Consider the following 15,439-nt stretch of genomic DNA (forward strand, 5'->3'; position numbering starts at 1 on the left):
ACCGCTAGAGCAGGGCATCCATGGCATCCAGCACCGTGGTGGAATCACGGGTGGCATCACGGGATTCCGCCAGGCCACGCAAGGCCACCAGCTTCAGACTGGCTTCGACGCTGGCGTCTTGAATGGCTGTGAGTGCCCCTGTCCAGCCGGTGGCGCCCAGATCAAGCAGTGCTCCTCGCCGCACGAGTGGTTCCGGGTGTTGAAGCAGGCGGATCAGTTCCTCGCCGAAGTGCACCTCATGGGTCAATTGCAGCAGCGCACGGCAGGCCGCTGCCCGCACCAGTGGCCTGGGGTGGTGCTGGAAGGGGTGGAGGGTGGCGGTCACCTGAGCGGTGTTCAAGCCGATGTCGCCCAGAGCCTCCAGTAAGGCTTCACAGGGTTCGCGCAGACGAGGGCTTCCGTTCTGTTCGGCTCCTGCTTGTTCGATGCCACTGCTGAGGCGATGGCAGATGGGCTGGATGGCAGCTTCGGCTCGGATCGAGCCCAGGCTGCGGGCCGCTTCTTCCCGCACGGTGTAGTCGTCAGACTGCAAGAGCTGGATCAGTGCATGAGTGGCCGCGTCGTCTTGAAGCAATCCGAGGGCACGAATCGCATTCAAGGCGACACCACGTTGATCAGCATGCGTGTCGTTTTGGTTGAGATAGCCAAGACATCGAAGCAGCAGTGGGAGTGCATCTGGATGCCTTGACCGCATTTTTCCCAGCCACCAGGCTGCGTAATACTGCGCTGAATAATCCTGTTCCTGTCGCAGATTCTCGAGAATCCGTTGTTCGCTGAGAGGTTCCATTACGTCCAGTTGGCTGGAAGGTCGGTTGCCCAGCTCGCCGTTTTTTGGAACTTGAACTCACCGGCAATGGATCCCCAGCAGCGTTCGTTGGTTTTGGGATCATGGCCTCGATCCAGCGTCTGCAAGGAATCTCCTTCCAGTCGAAAGGTGCTCACCAAAATCGTGTCTTTGCCGTTGCGGTGCACGATGCAGCGGCAGTTGGGTTCCATGGATCCTTCATACACACCACGCTGTTCAATGACCTGGTAGTGGCATTGGTCAAGACAGATCAGGTCGCTGTCTTGGATTGCACTGCGACAGTCATCGTCAAAGATGGCTGTGCTGAAGCGTGACGGATCTCGGAACGTGTGGTTCCAGAGCTTGATCACGCCTCCCTGTTGCTCTTCAGCACGGATCACGCGCAGGCGGTAGGGATTCTTGGGATCAACGGCATAGGTCTGTTCCAGCAGGATTGAGCCTGCTGGAAGTTGCGCGATCGGCCGATAGCGGAGATGGATATGGGCGAACAGGGGGGGATTGTCGAAGGCCTGCTTTTGATTGCTGTATTCCCCGCAGAGCAGAGACAGAAAGCGCCCGACAGTGGACGTCATCAAGAGTTCTTCCCGCGTCAGATTCTGAACATTAAAAAAGCCCTCCGGAGGAGGGCTGGGACTCAAGCTCGCTGATCGATCAGATCAGGGCGTTGATGGCGTAATCGATGTAGCTGTTGGCTTCGGTTGCTGCGTCGCCACTCAGACCGTGGTTGGCCTTGATGTGCTTCAGAGCTTCCACGTACCAGGAAGGGGAGAGCTCGAAGGTGCGGTTGATCTCGTCGAGACCGGCGATCAGGTAGTCATCCATGGGGCCGGTGCCACCAGCCACCAGGCAGTAGGTGACCATGCGCAGGTAGTAGCCCACGTCACGGGAGCACTTGGCCTTGCCCTCAGTGGTGGTGGAGTAGTTGGACCCCTCCATCTGAGTGGTGTAGGGGAACTTGGTGTACACAGCCTGTGCAGCACCGTTTACCAGGGAATCAGCCTTGGCGGACAGAGCCTTGGCAGCTTCGAGGCTGGCCTTGGCGCGGTTGAAGCGGCCGGAAGCGGCCTGCACTTCGGTGTTGCTCAGGAAGCGACCCTGGGAGTCGGCAGCTGCGACGGCTTCGGTCAGGGGGGTTTTCATTGATCGTTAATGGTGAAGAGAACGACTGATCCGATGGCTCGATCAGGCGACAGCGGCTGCAGCGCGGTCGAAGTAGGTGCCGATTTCGCTGCTCAGGGAAGCGCAATCGCCGGAGGTCACGCCAGCTTTGTCATTCACGATGGCCAGGGCGGCATCCTTCATCAGGTTCACGCCAGCGGCAACAGAAGCGCCGGGGGTGCCAAGAGCCAGGTAGGTCTCACGCAGGCCGTTCAGGCAGCGGTCCTCGAGCACGGAAGCGTCGCCAGCGAAGCTTGCGTAGGTGACGTAGCGAAGGATGATCTCCATATCGCGCAGGCAGGCAGCCATGCGGCGGGAGGTGTAAGCGTTGCCGCCGGGGGCGATCAGCGCAGGCTGCTGAGCGAACAGCTGGCGAGCGGCTGCAGCGACGATGCTGGAGGCGTTGCTGGAAATGCGGTTGACAGCGTCAAGGCGCTTGTTGCTGTCGGAAACCATCGCAGCCAGGGCGTCGATTTCGCTGGCGCTGATGTACTGGCCCCGGGCGTCGGCCTGGGCGACAACCTTGGTGAAGGCGTCGAACATGGGTGAACTCCTTGAAACTGTGTCTGGAGAGTAAAAAATCTGCAGACCTGAATGGGGACGGCTGGGAAGCTGTGCCCATCCCGTCGCCAGCGATTCTGGCCAACTCCCCGGAAGCCCCCCGATCCCTGTTCATAATGTTTAATCCCACTGCCGTGGAACAGGTTTCGGGGGGTGAGGGGATCGACGATTAGTCCAGGTCAAACAGCACGTCGTGGATCAGGCGTTCGGTCCAGTCGCTGCCGTGAAAACGCCCGAGCATTCCCCGCGCTGGATCCTTCTCCGCCCTGTAAGCCGTGTAGCGCCGTTGGCCATCCAGCAGTTGTTGGGATCTTTCCTCTGCAACAGGCTCCGCTTCCCTCACCAGATCGAGATACAGCTCGAGGTACTCGATGTAGGCAGGGAATACAGCATCACGAATCAATGCGTCGCCTTCGTCGCCGAGAGGAAGACGCGTCCATAGAAAACAGGGTGAAAAGAAGGGTTCGGCTTCTTCCGGAATGGGGCCTCCGCCAGGCAGTTGTGCACGCCAGCGTTCAAAGATCGGTGTGAGACGCGCCCAGACGGCTTGGGTGTGGGCCGCGTCTGTTTTGAGTGCTGGTTGGAGATCCAGAGCGATCAGATGTCCGTTGGGGAGTGTGACTAGATCCGCGCCGAAGAAGGGCAAGTCGTAGCTCGTCCTGGGATTCATCACCAGATTGAGCACGGAAGCTGCGTTGCCGGCTTCCACGCAGGCGGCGCGCACTTGCCTGAGCTTGGTGGTGCTGCAACCCCAGGTCTGCGTGGTGGCTTCGAAGGGTCGGGATGCTGATCCGCCGCGATCGGTTTTATCGAGAAAAGTTGATTCGATCGGATAGGGCTCAGGTGCTTGAGCCTGGAGACGACTGATGGCTTCTTTCAGGAAAGAGGCCCAGCGCCAGCCGCTCAGTTGGATCGGGTCGATGCTCGAGGAACGTGCTGCGCTCATGTCAGGCTGCAGGGAAGAGGAAGTTGTGGAGGAATCGGTCGGACCAGTCTTTGCCGAAGTGACTGGTGAACAGCCCATGGGCAGGGTCCCGTTCAGCGCTATAGCGGTCGTAGGCAATTTGAAGCTCCGCAACCCGATCGGGGGAGAGTTGAGAAGGCTCAGATGCGGCCGAATCGTGCATCTCCCAGAAGCACTTCAAAAAAACCGAGAACGCTTGCGGAAGTGATTGTTGAGCCTGTTCCGCGCCGCCTCGGCAAAACAGGAGCCATGGGGAGAAGTACTGATTGGGATCAAACGAACGCATCGTTTCCTCTCCGCTCAGATCCGGATAGGTCTCGTTGAGTGCTTTCAGCCCCTGATAGTGCCGCTCCATGTAGGCGGAATCCTGAATCAAAGGTTGGAAGTCGAGGACGGCTACGAGCTTCTGTCTTGCCCCAAACCAAAGCAGATCGATCCCGAGAATGGGGTGATCGAGCGTGTGGTCTGGATACGCGACCGAATTCAGCACCTGAAGCGAATCGCCGGCATCCAAACGGGTCACACGCCAGCGGCGGAAGCCAGGAACTGACCAGAGCCAGCTGTTGATGGTGCTGTTGTTTTTCTGAGACCGCTGGGCCGCAAACGTGGGGTCCAGGTCCTGCTGTGTTCCACCCCTCTGCTGGATGTCGTGATGGAGGGACTCAAGGAAAGGGTCGAACATCGAATTTCAGGCCTCCCGGTCGGCAGTGCTCTTGGCCAACGACAAGATGTCATCCGTGCTGGTGCAGCGTCGCTCGGTGCAGTAAGTCGTCATGCTCACACCGTTGAGGTTCTGCACCGAGCTCACGCGCATCCGGAGCTGATCGGTCACAAACCAGCAGCGTTCAATGCCCACGCTCGTGTCGTAGCGGGTGGTGATCGTGAGCACACCGTCTTCGTCGAAGCGGTAGTGGCTCAGCACCGCTTGTTTCTCGACGTATCCCTTGTCGCGCAGGAGAAAGCCGCGGCTTGGATCGCTGGCATCAGCAACATTCACCAATGCAGCCGCCCGGTCGTCGCTGCGGTCTCCTTTCTTGAGGTTGCTCTCCCACCAGAAGCGAGCTCCACCAGCAGCCTCTTTTGTCTCCACCCCGAGCGCTGAGCAGATGGTGGCAACGCAGGGGTCGTCGGCACCAAAGGGAGCCACGATCAGATTGGAATCCCCAGCCTCGTCGTCCTGATGATCCAGGTGATGCACTACCCGACGGATCATCCAGTTGCCAGCACTGGCCTCAAGGAAGTCGCTCATGGAGCGTGGGCGGATGCAGAGGGAGCCAGTCATCAGGCGCTGTGTTGGCGGATCTGTTCTTCCAGCTGTTCCACCACAACAGTCAGGCGCTGCAGTTCGGGATGTTCCGCAATCGTCGCGTCGATGCGTTTCTGGGGCAGCTTGAGCTTCTGGCCCATGGCGATCACGTCATCGCGGAGGCGGTCTCGATAAGCAGAAAGCTCTTTCAGTGTGTCCTGCAGTTCTGTAATGGACGGCTCGGTCATGGGTCGGGCTGGAATGGGCGGAGCGTAATCCTCAAAACGATCTTCATTAAAAGGTGAAGCAAAACGGAAGATGCCCGTTTTGATCGGGGGCTGCGAGTCCTTGTTGAGGCTGCTGGGACGCCCAAACCGTCTGGTGATTCAGACTTCTCAGTGTCATGGTGCTCTGGATGACGAACCTTTGCGTAACAGCGACCACTTCGGCGAATCAACCGGTCGAAGCCCCTAGTTTCATGTGGCGCTTAGGGCATCGCTCCAAGCACCCAGTCACCAGCTATTGAGCCTGAGGGTTTGATTGCAGTCCATCGGTTTCGTTGAAACTCCTTGGCACGCGGTGGCTTTCTTCCCTCAATGTCCTGCTTTCCAATGCTCGACGCATTTTCTCGTTCCGTCGTCAGTGCTGACGCCAAGACCGCAGCAGTCGGCGCCGGCGACATCGCCGCTCTCCGCAGCTACGTGTCCGAAGGCAACAAGCGCCTGGATGCTGTGAATGCCATCACCTCCAATGCCTCCTGCATCGTGTCCGATGCTGTGACCGGCATGATCTGCGAGAACACCGGCCTGATCCAGGCTGGCGGCAACTGCTACCCCAACCGCCGCATGGCTGCCTGCCTGCGTGACGGCGAAATCGTTCTCCGCTACATCTCCTACGCCCTGCTGGCTGGCGACGCTTCCGTGCTGGACGACCGCTGCCTGAATGGCCTGAAGGAGACCTACATCGCTCTGGGCGTTCCCACCCAGTCTGCTGCTCGCGCTGTCGCCATCATGAAGGCCTCCGCCACAGCTCACATCGGTGAAACCAACACCGAAGCCAACGGTGGCAGCAAGTTCCGCAAGATGGAAACCACTAAGGGTGACTGCTCCGCCCTCGTTGCTGAAGCAGCTTCTTACTTCGATCGTGTGATCAGCGCCGTCAGCTGAGTCATTCGGGTTTTCCCTTTCTTTCAAAACAAACTTCCATCACAGGATCTCCACGATGAAATCCGTCGTCACCACTGTCGTGACCGCCGCTGACGCAGCCGGTCGCTTCCCTTCTCAGAACGACCTCGAAGCCGTTCAGGGCAACATTCAGCGTGCAGCTGCTCGCCTGGAAGCCGCTGAAAAGCTGGCTGCTGGTCTTGACGCTGTCACCAAAGAAGCCGGCGACGCCTGCTTCAACAAGTATCCCTACCTCAAGCAGCCCGGTGAGGCTGGTGAGAACCAGACCAAGGTGGACAAGTGCTACCGCGATCTGGGTCACTACCTGCGCCTGATCAACTACTGCCTGGTTGTCGGCGGCACCGGCCCTCTGGACGAGTGGGGCATCGCCGGCGCCCGTGAGGTGTACCGCACCCTGGGTCTGCCCACCGGCCCCTATGTGGAAGCACTCACCTTCACCCGCGATCGCGCTTGCGCCCCTCGCGACATGAGCCCCCAGGCTCTGAACGAGTTCAAGTCCTACCTCGACTACGTGATCAACGCTCTTTCCTGAGTCCTCGATTACGTTCACTCGATTGTCAAGAAAGGAGGCCGCAAGGCCTCTTTTTTTGTCTGATTTTTAGTGCCCTTATAGTTCATTGTCTCCCTTAGATTGGAGTGCAAATTCGGAACTCATTGAAGGGTTCAAATTCTTTTCTGATACGACCATGCCTGCAGTGAATGATGAGCGTCCCGATCTCGACGCTTTGTTTGCCGATCTGGCTCATCCCAATCCCCATCTGCAGACCCAGGCCTATCTCGCGATGGTCGACCACTGGCCCGAGGAGTCGATGCCGCGACTGATTGATCTTCTGGATCAGCCGGATGTGTCGCTTAGGCGTGCGGCTGTTCGTGGTCTTGGCGCTTTCGGTCGCACGGCCTTGCAGCCTTTGGCTGCTTTGTTTCAGCAGAGTGACGATGGAACCGTCCGTGCCAGTTGCGTGAAGGCGTACGCGCAGATTGCTTCCAATTATCCCGGTGAGCCTTTTTCCAGCGAAGCGATGGCAGTGTTGGATCAGGCCCTGTCGGATGCGTCTCCCGTCGTTTCCCAGTCAGCGGTGATGGCTCTGGGCCAAGTCGGCATCCAGGCGTTGCCAACACTGATCCGGGTCTGCAAAGGCGACAACATTGCCCATGTGCAGTCGGCTGCGATGGCCCTTGCCGAGATCCCCGATCCCAGGGCTGAGGCCTGTCTTCGCGAGGTGCTCAGCGATCCCGACACGGACCCTCTTTGTCGTCAGATGGTTGAAGCGTCCTTGGGGCGCCTGGAGAGTGCGCGCTAATCAACATAAAAAAACGGGGTCGGGCCCCTCAGCCCTTCCCCGCATCTGCGCATGCAGTGCTCGACGCGAACACTACCCATGAAACATAAGTTAAAGACCTCCGACTCTGACGATCAGCGCTCCTGACCAAGCTGGTTGATGGCTAGCCGGAAGATGGGAATGAGGCTGGCGTCCTGCTCGCTGCTCATGCACGACTCGAGCTCAGGAATGGCTGATGGATCGTCGAGCTTCATCAATGCGAGCGCTGCATTTTTGCGGACCAATGGCGATGAATCTTGAAGGTTTGGGATCAGCAGAGGCATAGCCCAACCGCTGTCGTTGAGTTTGCCCATCAGGGTTGTGGCTTCAGAACGCACCTCTTCATCGGGATCCTTCAAGGCACCTAGCAGCAACTGCCTGGCCTCCTCGTCCCCCTGGTTTTGGATTTGATCGCCAAGGGCTGCGATCGCTGCCGTTCGAATCAACGCATTCTCCGATTTCGCTGCATCGCGAAGTGCCTGGGGGGCACGAGCTCCGACAAACGCCAGTCCCCAACTGGCCAATCCCGTTTGCATGGGTGTGTTGTTGGGGTCAACGATGATGTTCAGCAGACCGTCCACGGCATCGGCACCGATCACGGCCATCGCACCAACGGCTGATCCCTGAACCACGGGGTCGTCGTCATTGAGCAGGGCTTTCAGCAGGTGTGGTAGCGCTTGCTTATCGGAAATCAGGGTGAGGGTCTTGGCCGCGGCACGACGCACGGTGACGTTGTCGTGATCACACATGGCCTGACACAAGGCAGGTACCGCAGCACTGCCCACCGTGCCGAGGCTTTCTGCAAAGGTGAGCCGGAGCAGTCCTCGCTTGTCGCCGAGTCCGGCCACCATCCGCTCGATCGCCTGGGTGTCTCCCGCCAGACGTTGACCTTGACGCAACTGCTGCTTGAGCTCCTCGGCAAGTTGCGCAGCTTCGTCTTCACTCAGCGTGACGGGTTCAGCACTGGTCAGCGATGAGGGTGCGTTGGTCAAGAGTTGAGCTGAAGCGGTGATTCAGTATCCGATGCTGTGGCGGCTAAGGTCACACCAATGTTCTGAATCGTTGTGACCACCTTCGTTCTTTCCCACAATCTGCAGGTGAACGATTCGGCTGTTCCTGCCTTGGTTTTTGATGCTTTGGCTGCTGGTTTGCAACAGCATTGCCCTTCTGTCACCGCGGCTGAAGCGCTCAGTCACCCACATTGGAAAGTGAAACTTGAGTCGACGGCTTCTCCTGAGGCTCTGGCGCGTGAGCTCGTCCAGGGCTGGCGTCGGGTGCGTATGGACCTGAGTCACGGCCAGGCTCATGCCGTCATGGCTCTCGGAGGTCGCAAAGATTCGGAAGGGAACCCTGGAGCGCCCCTGCAACAGGGTGGTTGGGGCGTTGATGTGGTGGAAACAGTGGACCCGAAGGGTTTTCTGGCTGCGATCAACTGGACCGGCCTAACGGCCGGTCGCCCTGCGGATGGGGTCTTTGAAGTGGTTGACCCCGCGGCCTGAGTTCAACCGCGGCGGCGTTTGGAATTCCGGCGCCCTGCTTTCTTGGACGTCGACGCTGCTGTGGCGGTCTTGGGAGCCACTGACTTGACGACGGGGTCTGGGCTTGGTGCCTGATCCTGATGTGCAACGTCGGATCCCACTCCGTGAATGCTCAATCCACGGCTGTGCATCGATTGAACACTGCGGCTCAGATGTTGAAAGGGAATTTTCAGGCTCCGTGCGGTCCATGGGCGGGAGCCCGGCACGATGCCTGCATGCACGGTGATGGACTGTTCAAGCGTTGGGCCCATGGCTATTGCGCAATCGATTCCTTGGAAGATTGACGCAGAACCCCTGTTGCGCCAAATCTTCTCAATCTTCCGTATCAGCAGGTGATTTCGCTTCGCCAGGGCAGGAGCTCCTGCAGAATTAACACCATCAAAGACCGCTCAGATGGCCGGAGCACTCGACAATATTCATCCTGGTCTGTCGCAACAGGAAGCCATCCGCTTGTTGATGGCTCCTTTGGAGACTCTGGAGTCGCAAAGCGACCCCTATATGGCAGCCGCACATCTCATCAATTTTCCTGGTGAAGCAACAGAACAAGCGCTGCTTCGGTTAGTCGCTGATGCCGAACAAGCGCAACCTCGCCGTTTGGCGCGTCGCAAAGCTGTTGAAGTTTTGGCGCGGCTGGGTTGCCGTGATGCCATCCCTGCGATCGGACGTTGTTTGCAAAGTGATGACCCCTATCTGGTTGAAAATGCTGCCTTCGCGCTCAAGGAGTTGCGCTGCCAAGACGCGGAGATCCATGCAACATTGGTCTTCTTAGTGGATCAACCGTCTCAGAATCAGCGGGTGTTGATTCAGAGCCTGGCCGCTCTTGGAGTGGATCAAGCCCTCCCATCCATTCAGAAACTTCAGGAGGCTGATTCGCCAGGTGTGCGTGGTGCGGCCATCAGTGCCATGGCTCAACTGGGCGGTAGCCGGGAGTCATTGCAACAACTGGAGGACTCCATGGTGTTGCCGAACCAGATGGATCGGCAATCTGCCATCCAGGATGCCATTGATGCAGATGCAGTGGAATTGCTTCCGCAGATTCTGCAAGCCCCGGTGTCGCCAGTCTTTCGGATGCGAGCCGTTAAGGCGCTCTGGCCTCAGGATGTTGCTCAACTGGACAATTTGAATTTGCTATCTGTTCTTGATGCACTTGCACATGATCATCCTGAGTCTCTCCAGTTGGTGCATGCTTACGATCAAGCTCCGACCGACGAATTCTTGATCCAGGAGTTTTTCGGCACTGATTTCAGTCGTTGTTATTTAGCTTTGCAGACACTCCGGGATCGATCTGCCGAGGATCTTTGGCCTCTTCTGCATCGGCGTTGGAATGAAGAAGCGCACAATGATTACGGTGCCCATTACTTTTTCATTCGGCTATTCGCTTCGTTGGCTGATGCCTGGTCTCAAGATGCACGAGCCATCATCCAGAACATCCTTGAAGACGCGATCAAAACTCCAAGGCCGCAATTTATGAAATCCAAACCTGCTGCAGTGTTGGCATTGTCGCGGCTTGGCCTCATACATTCTGAAGCACACTTCGAATCTCTACTGGATCCATCGCTCACTCCCTTCTGGGAATGTCGCTATGCAGCCGTGATGGTGGCACCTAAAACGTGTCTGCAGGGTTCGCTCAGCGACCCATCGTCCTTTGTGGCGGCCCGTGCCAGTGAAGCTGTAAAGGCGTTGTGAGGCGAAGCGGTGTTCAACCGTTTGATTGATCCAAAAAAAAGGGCGGTGAAACCGCCCTTGGATCTGATGAATCGGATCGATTCGCTCGGCTGACAATCAGGCGAGGGAGTTGATCACGTAGTCCAGAGCAGCGTTGTACTCGGTCAGAGCCTGGGGGCTCAGGTCGCGGGGGGCGCAACCGTCGTTACGCATCTGGGTGAAACCAGCAACGTAGGTGCCGGGGTCGATGCTGAGGGCCTTGTAGACCTCACGCTGACCGTTGATGGCCAGTTCGTCCAGAGGGCCGGTGCCGCCGACAACCAGGGAGTAGTTGATCAGACGCAGGTAGTGCACGAAGTCGCGCTTGCACTTTTCCTTGCCTTCGGTGGCGCACTGGCGGGGCTGACGGCCGGTGGCACCGTTGGGGTACTGGGTGTAAACAGCGTCGACAGCGCGCTGGGCGATGGCGTCGTAGTTCTGAGCGATCTTTTCAGCAGCCTCGAGACGGGCAGCTGCACGCTGGAGGGAACCCTGCACAGACTCCAGGTCGGAGCTGGTGGGGAAACGGGAACCGCTGTCAGCGGAGCCGATGACGGTGGTGAGAACGGACTTCATTGATTTAGAAGAAGGGTGTGCTTGAAAATCTCAGGCGGTTCAGCTGATGGCGCTGATCACCATGTCGAAGTAGGAAGCAGCCTCAGCGGAGAGTGCGTTGCAATCGCCCTCGGTCACGGGCATTTTGCGCTTCTCACCAGTGGTGTTGTTGGTGTTGGTGATGTGGGCGCAGGCAGAAGCCTTCATGATGGCCACAGCACGAGCAGCGGAGCCGGAGGGCACACCCAGAGCTGCATAGGTCTCGCGAAGACCATTCAGGCAGCGGTCCTGAAGCACGGAAGCGTCGCCGGCCAGCAGGGCGTAGGAGACATAGCGCATGATGATCTCAGCATCACGCAGGCAAGCAGCCATCTTGCGGTTGGTGTACACACCACCGTTGGGGGCAGTCAGGCCGGTGTTTTCGCAGCAGATGCCTGCAACGGAGTCGGACACCACGCAGGAAGCGTTGGCAGTGATGGCGTTCACGGCGTCAAGGCGCTTGTTGCCCTCGGCGATGAATGCCTTGAGGTCGTTCAGCTGAGCGCCGCCGATGAAGCTGCCGCTGGAATCAGCGGAGACAGCCTGCCTAGAGAATGCGTCGAGCATAGTCAATGCTGTTGGGAGGGGAGGAGATGCGATGCATCACGCTGTGAACGTACGCCCGTTGAACGGTGGTGAGGGCTTTCCTGTTGAGCTTCTCAATAGAAGTTTGCAAGTGATAAAACCAAAGAGAATGTGAAGAGCGTCTCTTGGGTGTTCAATTCATCTTCTTCAGCACTTGTGCGCAGCTCCAGCGCAAGGGGAGCCAGCCATGGCTGCAGCTCAGTTCGTTGATGAGATCGCGTTGATCGCTGAGTGAAAGGTGCAGGCAGCTCCAGGCTGCAGCAATCCTCGACTTTGCGTATTGAGGTCCTGTTTCTGCCAGGGCATCCCGCACCAGGTCAGCGCGTTGCGTTAGGCCAAGCAGTCCGGTGCAGTTGGCGAGCAGGTAATGCACCCCGTAATCGCTGCCCAAGCTGGTGCGCAAGTCGTCGATCAGGTTGAGCTGCTGCTCGGGAGCCAGGGTCATCAAGGCGCGAGCGGCTGAGTACTGACGTGCTTCGTCACGGTGTTGCAGGTCAGCGCGAATGGCTTCGGGGGTGCTGGCCGTGTCTGCGATGCCATCCAGATGCAGTTGGCGTGGGTCATCCATCAGCAGCTGTTCCAGCAGCGCGGTGCTGTGCGAAAGGATGTCGCCGGACGGGTCGCTGCTGATTTGGAAGGCACTTTTGGCGCGCAGTGGCATCGATACAGGACATCGGATCAAGGCTGGCAGTGCCTCGATTTCACGAGCGTCCCCCAGGTCAATCACAGCGGCGCGGCGCCGGCCTGGATTCTCATCAGTGAGTTGGCCGAGCAACGCGTCGAGACCATCAAGTTTGTGCAGCACACGAATGCTGTAGGCGCGTGCGGCTCCGGCCACCAGGGGATTGCTGTCGTGCTGGCAGCGGGTGATGGCATCGCCGCGATCGACCAGTTGCAGGCGCGTGAAGGTCTGGATCACGGCCCGGCGCTGGTTGTCGGGTCCGTTGAGGGCCCCGAGCAAGGCGCTTTGCTGTTGCTCATCGAGCGGGGCATTGATGCGTGTGATGGCATCGGCGGCGTTCACCACAGTGGGCTCATCGCTGTCGTCCAACGCATGGACCAGGGCTGGAATCGCTGTGGCGTCTTTGCGACGGCCAAGGGCTTCAAGCGCTTTTCTGCGCGTGATGCGTTCAAACAAGTTGGCGTTGGTTGACCAGGCAACGTTGATCAGCGTTTGCAGCGATTCTTTTGAGCTACAGGCTCCTAGGCGAGAAGCTGCCAGATATTTGAGGCCTGGATTGTCAAGTTCTGAGGGGTCTTGTTGAATCAAATCAAGAGCTGACTCTTCACTCATCCCGGCGAAAAGAGTGTCGAAGCGTTCGCTCATGATTGGGGAAAACTGTGTCTATAGCGTCGAAAGGCTGAGTTGGCCTATAGTCGCCGCGCGCTCACTTTACGGCAGATGGCTGTTTCAGAGCTGGCAATGGTTGAGCTTCAACGTTTTGTTGAAGATTTAGGTGCTGAATCTTCCCTGAAGTCTGTGTCTACTCAGCAAGACCTGGATGCATTGCTTCAGAAAATAAAGAGTCCTTTGGCGTCGGCTGTGATTCCTATGGAGCAGGCCACAAGGCCTCCGAAGATTTTGGTGGACTCGGGGACCACTGAAATTGGTCTGCCGTGGCGCATTCTGCAGTGCCCGGGAGGGCCGCTTGTGCTTCAGATGATCTGTGACGAGATCAACTTTGCTCTTTGGATTCAGGAGTGCTGATTGTGAGCTCAACTAGCCTTGAAACATTCATCCAGCGGGTGGTTGATGATCATGCCTTGGCCACAGGCATTAAGCCACTCCAGACGCATTACGACATCGTCGATTATGCGGCAAAGTCTGGCTATGAATTTGGCTTTACTGACTGGGCTCGGCATCTGGCGCTCGATGCGTTGAAGGCGTCCGATGATGATCTTGATCAGATGTTGCGTGCTGATCCGGTTCATTGGAGCTGGGCTTTCCGGCAGTTATCCACTTGGCGGAATCTCTTGATGGATGGTGCCGCTTCAGATGGGCTTCGCCCTGGTTTGTCGCCTGCAAGTCCTGCGGCTGTTGTTCAGCCTGAGTCTGAATCTGAGCAGGATGCTGTGCTGGAAGCATTCATTGCTGTCGTCAAGCAGCAATCTGACTTGAAAGATCGAGTGAAATCTGCTCGCAACCAAGATGAGGTGATTGAATTGGCTCAATCCATGGGCTATTCAATTGACTCGTTGACACTTTTGCGTCGTTGGAGTCAGGTGTCTGATTTCAGCAAGCCGACCTGGTTTGGTTGGTTCGATGATTGAATCATTCAGCTAATTTCGGCGTAGCGAGTTCGGGTGGAGCCGCGTTTGGCCCAGTAGGTCACTAAGTCTTCACCCCCCGGTCGAGGTACAGCAGCCGTTGCTCTCAGGATTTTGAAGGTGCGTCGTGGTCCCATCGGCCAATTTCCCGCAGCCGAAACGGTTCGAATGTGTCCGCCGAGGTTTTCGATGCACTGTTCAAATTTGTCCAGGTGGCTCTGATCGACGGTTTCGAAGACAAAGTCCGTGCCGACACAGATCAAATGCTGTGATCGGATCCAGGTTTTGAGTTGTTTTTCGGCGTTCACGCTGGACATCGGATCAGCGTCCGATCCTGGAAACACTATCAGCCAAGCCAGTCAAGTGTGAGTTCGTTTCCGAGATGAGCCATTCTCTGGAATCGGAGTGCACCATGCTCGGATCCCCAACATTGTGCATCTGATTCAGGGTCAAAACCACGGTCCCGGCTGATCCAGGTCGTCGCATTGACATCGACTTCGCTGACGAGATAGGTCAACTTGCCGTCGCGGGGAACCATGCAGTTCTTCCCTGGCTCCACTTCTCCTTGGTATCGGCCGGGTTCGATTTCTCTGAAATGCATGGCGCAGCCACAACGGGGTTTCAGAGACTCAACATTCAAGCTGTTGAGCAGCTCAGGCCGAGATCCAGCTCCAGCTAGTCGGATGGGGTCGCTGAAACCGAAGTTTTCGACGACAAAACAATCATCACTGCTAGTGAGCTTATGGATGCCTTGTCGGTAGGGCCGCCATGGATCGTGGTTGTAGCTCTGTTCTGAATAGAAACCTGGAGCGTTGAGTAGGCTGAAGGGGAGAGGCCTGAAAAAAATATTGATGTGGGCAAAGTCTTTTGGGTTGTTTCGCGCTTGCTCATAATTGCTGTAATGGCCAGCAAGCGTTTTGGCGAACGCAAGAAGAGCGTTTTGATCGATCTGACTCAACATCATCTTGGAATTAGTGGGTCAGTCGTCGAACTTCTGACGCGAATGATGTTTGCAGCACGCCAGAACCTGCTGATGTTCGCAGCACTGATGAACGGCAGCGCACATGCTCTGAGACGAACCAAATGCGTTCTTCCGCGATCGACTGCTCGTATTGCGTTGTCAGAAGAAAGGTGCCGTCTTCAAGAAAGCTGTATTTCGAAATGGCAGGCTCGGATTCGGCATACCCGACACTGCGAATTAATTGTCCTGAGGTTTCATTGTCGGGAATGGGAACCAGCAAGCAGCTTCCTGAAGAAACTGCGCTGGGGTCGTCGGGTTCCCAGTCGCTTTCCGCAGCCCATTCCATCCGAAACGCAGATTGAAAGCTTGCGTTGTTATCCAATGATGAGGATGCGATCAGTTCTTTGATATCACTTTGATCGCTTTGATCGGTGCTCTTGATTTCAATCTCGCTGAGGACGTCCTCGAATTGCTGAAAGGCGAGTGAATGTCCAGAGCGCATCGAGCGCCATTTTCCCACACTTTGTGAGACGAATGATTCGATCCTCATTC

The 15,439-nt window shown here is 57.3% G+C and carries 23 protein-coding genes; 7 read left to right on the forward strand and 16 right to left on the reverse strand.

The genetic code is table 11. The annotated features are described in order from the left end of the window. Window positions 1–4: 4 nt before the first annotated feature. From SynNOUM97013_RS02470 to SynNOUM97013_RS02505, 8 genes are all read right to left on the reverse strand, one after another. A complete protein-coding gene (locus SynNOUM97013_RS02470; protein WP_186480633.1) occupies window positions 5–787 on the reverse strand; it encodes a HEAT repeat domain-containing protein in 783 nt (260 codons plus the stop codon). Further along, on the reverse strand, window positions 787–1,377 hold the full coding sequence (locus SynNOUM97013_RS02475) for a chromophore lyase CpcT/CpeT (RefSeq protein ID WP_186480634.1): 591 nt from the start codon (window positions 1,375–1,377) through the stop codon (window positions 787–789). The genes SynNOUM97013_RS02470 and SynNOUM97013_RS02475 overlap by 1 nt, the downstream gene beginning before the upstream one ends. A gap of 79 nt (window positions 1,378–1,456) precedes the next feature. Next, window positions 1,457–1,945, reverse strand: a complete 489-nt coding sequence (cpcA, locus tag SynNOUM97013_RS02480; protein WP_186480635.1) for a phycocyanin subunit alpha — start codon at window positions 1,943–1,945, stop codon at window positions 1,457–1,459. Window positions 1,946–1,987: 42 nt separating this feature from the next. Then, the gene (locus SynNOUM97013_RS02485) at window positions 1,988–2,506 is read right to left on the reverse strand and encodes a phycocyanin subunit beta (protein WP_186480636.1); all 519 of its coding nucleotides are present in this window, start codon (window positions 2,504–2,506) and stop codon (window positions 1,988–1,990) included. A 187-nt stretch (window positions 2,507–2,693) separates the two neighbouring features. Further along, entirely contained in the window at window positions 2,694–3,470 is a 777-nt protein-coding gene (locus SynNOUM97013_RS02490) for a phycoerythrobilin:ferredoxin oxidoreductase (protein WP_186480637.1), read from the reverse strand. Window position 3,471: 1 nt separating this feature from the next. Beyond that, entirely contained in the window at window positions 3,472–4,170 is a 699-nt protein-coding gene (locus SynNOUM97013_RS02495; protein ID WP_186480638.1) for a 15,16-dihydrobiliverdin:ferredoxin oxidoreductase, read from the reverse strand. A gap of 6 nt (window positions 4,171–4,176) precedes the next feature. Then, window positions 4,177–4,737 carry a phycobiliprotein lyase gene (locus tag SynNOUM97013_RS02500; protein ID WP_186480639.1) on the reverse strand — a complete coding sequence of 187 codons (561 nt, stop codon included), beginning with the start codon at window positions 4,735–4,737 and terminating at the stop codon, window positions 4,177–4,179. A 32-nt stretch (window positions 4,738–4,769) separates the two neighbouring features. Continuing rightward, window positions 4,770–4,982 (reverse strand): hypothetical protein, encoded by a 213-nt coding sequence (locus SynNOUM97013_RS02505; RefSeq protein ID WP_186480640.1) that lies wholly within the window; start codon window positions 4,980–4,982, stop codon window positions 4,770–4,772. A gap of 363 nt (window positions 4,983–5,345) precedes the next feature. On the opposite strand from SynNOUM97013_RS02505, the gene cpeB reads away from it, so the two are divergent. The 3 genes from cpeB (at window position 5,346) to SynNOUM97013_RS02520 (ending at window position 7,219) form a co-directional block, all read left to right on the forward strand. After that, window positions 5,346–5,900, forward strand: coding sequence for a class 1 C-phycoerythrin subunit beta (gene cpeB, locus SynNOUM97013_RS02510; RefSeq protein ID WP_186480641.1), 555 nt, complete (start codon window positions 5,346–5,348; stop codon window positions 5,898–5,900). Window positions 5,901–5,955: 55 nt separating this feature from the next. Beyond that, the gene (cpeA, locus tag SynNOUM97013_RS02515; protein ID WP_186480642.1) at window positions 5,956–6,450 is read left to right on the forward strand and encodes a class 1 C-phycoerythrin subunit alpha; all 495 of its coding nucleotides are present in this window, start codon (window positions 5,956–5,958) and stop codon (window positions 6,448–6,450) included. 154 nt (window positions 6,451–6,604) lie between these two features. Next, window positions 6,605–7,219, forward strand: coding sequence for a HEAT repeat domain-containing protein (locus tag SynNOUM97013_RS02520; protein WP_186480643.1), 615 nt, complete (start codon window positions 6,605–6,607; stop codon window positions 7,217–7,219). A gap of 113 nt (window positions 7,220–7,332) precedes the next feature. Here SynNOUM97013_RS02520 and SynNOUM97013_RS02525 read toward each other — a convergent pair whose 3' ends face one another. Next, window positions 7,333–8,229, reverse strand: coding sequence for a HEAT repeat domain-containing protein (locus tag SynNOUM97013_RS02525; RefSeq protein ID WP_186480644.1), 897 nt, complete (start codon window positions 8,227–8,229; stop codon window positions 7,333–7,335). 72 nt (window positions 8,230–8,301) lie between these two features. On the opposite strand from SynNOUM97013_RS02525, the gene SynNOUM97013_RS02530 reads away from it, so the two are divergent. Then, window positions 8,302–8,736, forward strand: a complete 435-nt coding sequence (locus SynNOUM97013_RS02530; protein ID WP_186480645.1) for a DUF2656 family protein — start codon at window positions 8,302–8,304, stop codon at window positions 8,734–8,736. A 2-nt stretch (window positions 8,737–8,738) separates the two neighbouring features. Here the strand turns inward: SynNOUM97013_RS02530 and SynNOUM97013_RS02535 are convergent, their stop codons facing one another. Beyond that, window positions 8,739–9,026 carry a hypothetical protein gene (locus tag SynNOUM97013_RS02535; protein ID WP_186480646.1) on the reverse strand — a complete coding sequence of 96 codons (288 nt, stop codon included), beginning with the start codon at window positions 9,024–9,026 and terminating at the stop codon, window positions 8,739–8,741. Window positions 9,027–9,273: 247 nt separating this feature from the next. Between SynNOUM97013_RS02535 and SynNOUM97013_RS02540 the strand changes: the two genes are divergently transcribed. Then, window positions 9,274–10,461: a HEAT repeat domain-containing protein gene (locus tag SynNOUM97013_RS02540; RefSeq protein WP_370586460.1), complete on the forward strand. Its 1,188-nt coding sequence runs from the start codon at window positions 9,274–9,276 to the stop codon at window positions 10,459–10,461. Window positions 10,462–10,557: 96 nt separating this feature from the next. Here the strand turns inward: SynNOUM97013_RS02540 and mpeA are convergent, their stop codons facing one another. The 3 genes from mpeA to SynNOUM97013_RS02555 all read right to left on the reverse strand — a co-directional run bounded on the left by mpeA (window position 10,558) and on the right by SynNOUM97013_RS02555 (window position 12,796). Continuing rightward, entirely contained in the window at window positions 10,558–11,055 is a 498-nt protein-coding gene (gene mpeA / locus SynNOUM97013_RS02545) for a class 2 C-phycoerythrin subunit alpha (RefSeq protein WP_011932406.1), read from the reverse strand. A gap of 39 nt (window positions 11,056–11,094) precedes the next feature. Beyond that, window positions 11,095–11,640, reverse strand: a complete 546-nt coding sequence (locus tag SynNOUM97013_RS02550; protein WP_011932407.1) for a bleomycin hydrolase — start codon at window positions 11,638–11,640, stop codon at window positions 11,095–11,097. Between the two features lie 151 nt (window positions 11,641–11,791). After that, on the reverse strand, window positions 11,792–12,796 hold the full coding sequence (locus SynNOUM97013_RS02555) for a HEAT repeat domain-containing protein (RefSeq protein ID WP_370586442.1): 1,005 nt from the start codon (window positions 12,794–12,796) through the stop codon (window positions 11,792–11,794). A gap of 264 nt (window positions 12,797–13,060) precedes the next feature. Here SynNOUM97013_RS02555 and SynNOUM97013_RS02560 point away from each other — a divergent pair, with 264 nt between their 5' ends. Both SynNOUM97013_RS02560 and SynNOUM97013_RS02565 read left to right on the forward strand, forming a co-directional pair. Continuing rightward, a complete protein-coding gene (locus SynNOUM97013_RS02560) occupies window positions 13,061–13,366 on the forward strand; it encodes a hypothetical protein (RefSeq protein WP_186480649.1) in 306 nt (101 codons plus the stop codon). Then, window positions 13,348–13,929, forward strand: a complete 582-nt coding sequence (locus tag SynNOUM97013_RS02565) for a Nif11-like leader peptide family natural product precursor (RefSeq protein ID WP_255442906.1) — start codon at window positions 13,348–13,350, stop codon at window positions 13,927–13,929. The genes SynNOUM97013_RS02560 and SynNOUM97013_RS02565 overlap by 19 nt, the downstream gene beginning before the upstream one ends. A 5-nt stretch (window positions 13,930–13,934) precedes the next feature. Here SynNOUM97013_RS02565 and SynNOUM97013_RS02570 read toward each other — a convergent pair whose 3' ends face one another. The 3 genes from SynNOUM97013_RS02570 to SynNOUM97013_RS02580 are packed head-to-tail and all read right to left on the reverse strand — an operon-like array spanning window position 13,935 to window position 15,437. Then, window positions 13,935–14,243, reverse strand: coding sequence for a CpeR family transcriptional regulator (locus SynNOUM97013_RS02570; RefSeq protein ID WP_186480650.1), 309 nt, complete (start codon window positions 14,241–14,243; stop codon window positions 13,935–13,937). A gap of 29 nt (window positions 14,244–14,272) precedes the next feature. Continuing rightward, window positions 14,273–14,890: a chromophore lyase CpcT/CpeT gene (locus SynNOUM97013_RS02575; protein ID WP_370586443.1), complete on the reverse strand. Its 618-nt coding sequence runs from the start codon at window positions 14,888–14,890 to the stop codon at window positions 14,273–14,275. Between the two features lie 7 nt (window positions 14,891–14,897). After that, window positions 14,898–15,437, reverse strand: a complete 540-nt coding sequence (locus SynNOUM97013_RS02580; protein WP_186480652.1) for a phycobiliprotein lyase — start codon at window positions 15,435–15,437, stop codon at window positions 14,898–14,900. Between the last annotated feature and the right edge of the window lie 2 nt (window positions 15,438–15,439).

Source organism: Synechococcus sp. NOUM97013 (assembly GCF_014279815.1).
GTDB lineage: Bacteria > Cyanobacteriota > Cyanobacteriia > PCC-6307 > Cyanobiaceae > Synechococcus_C.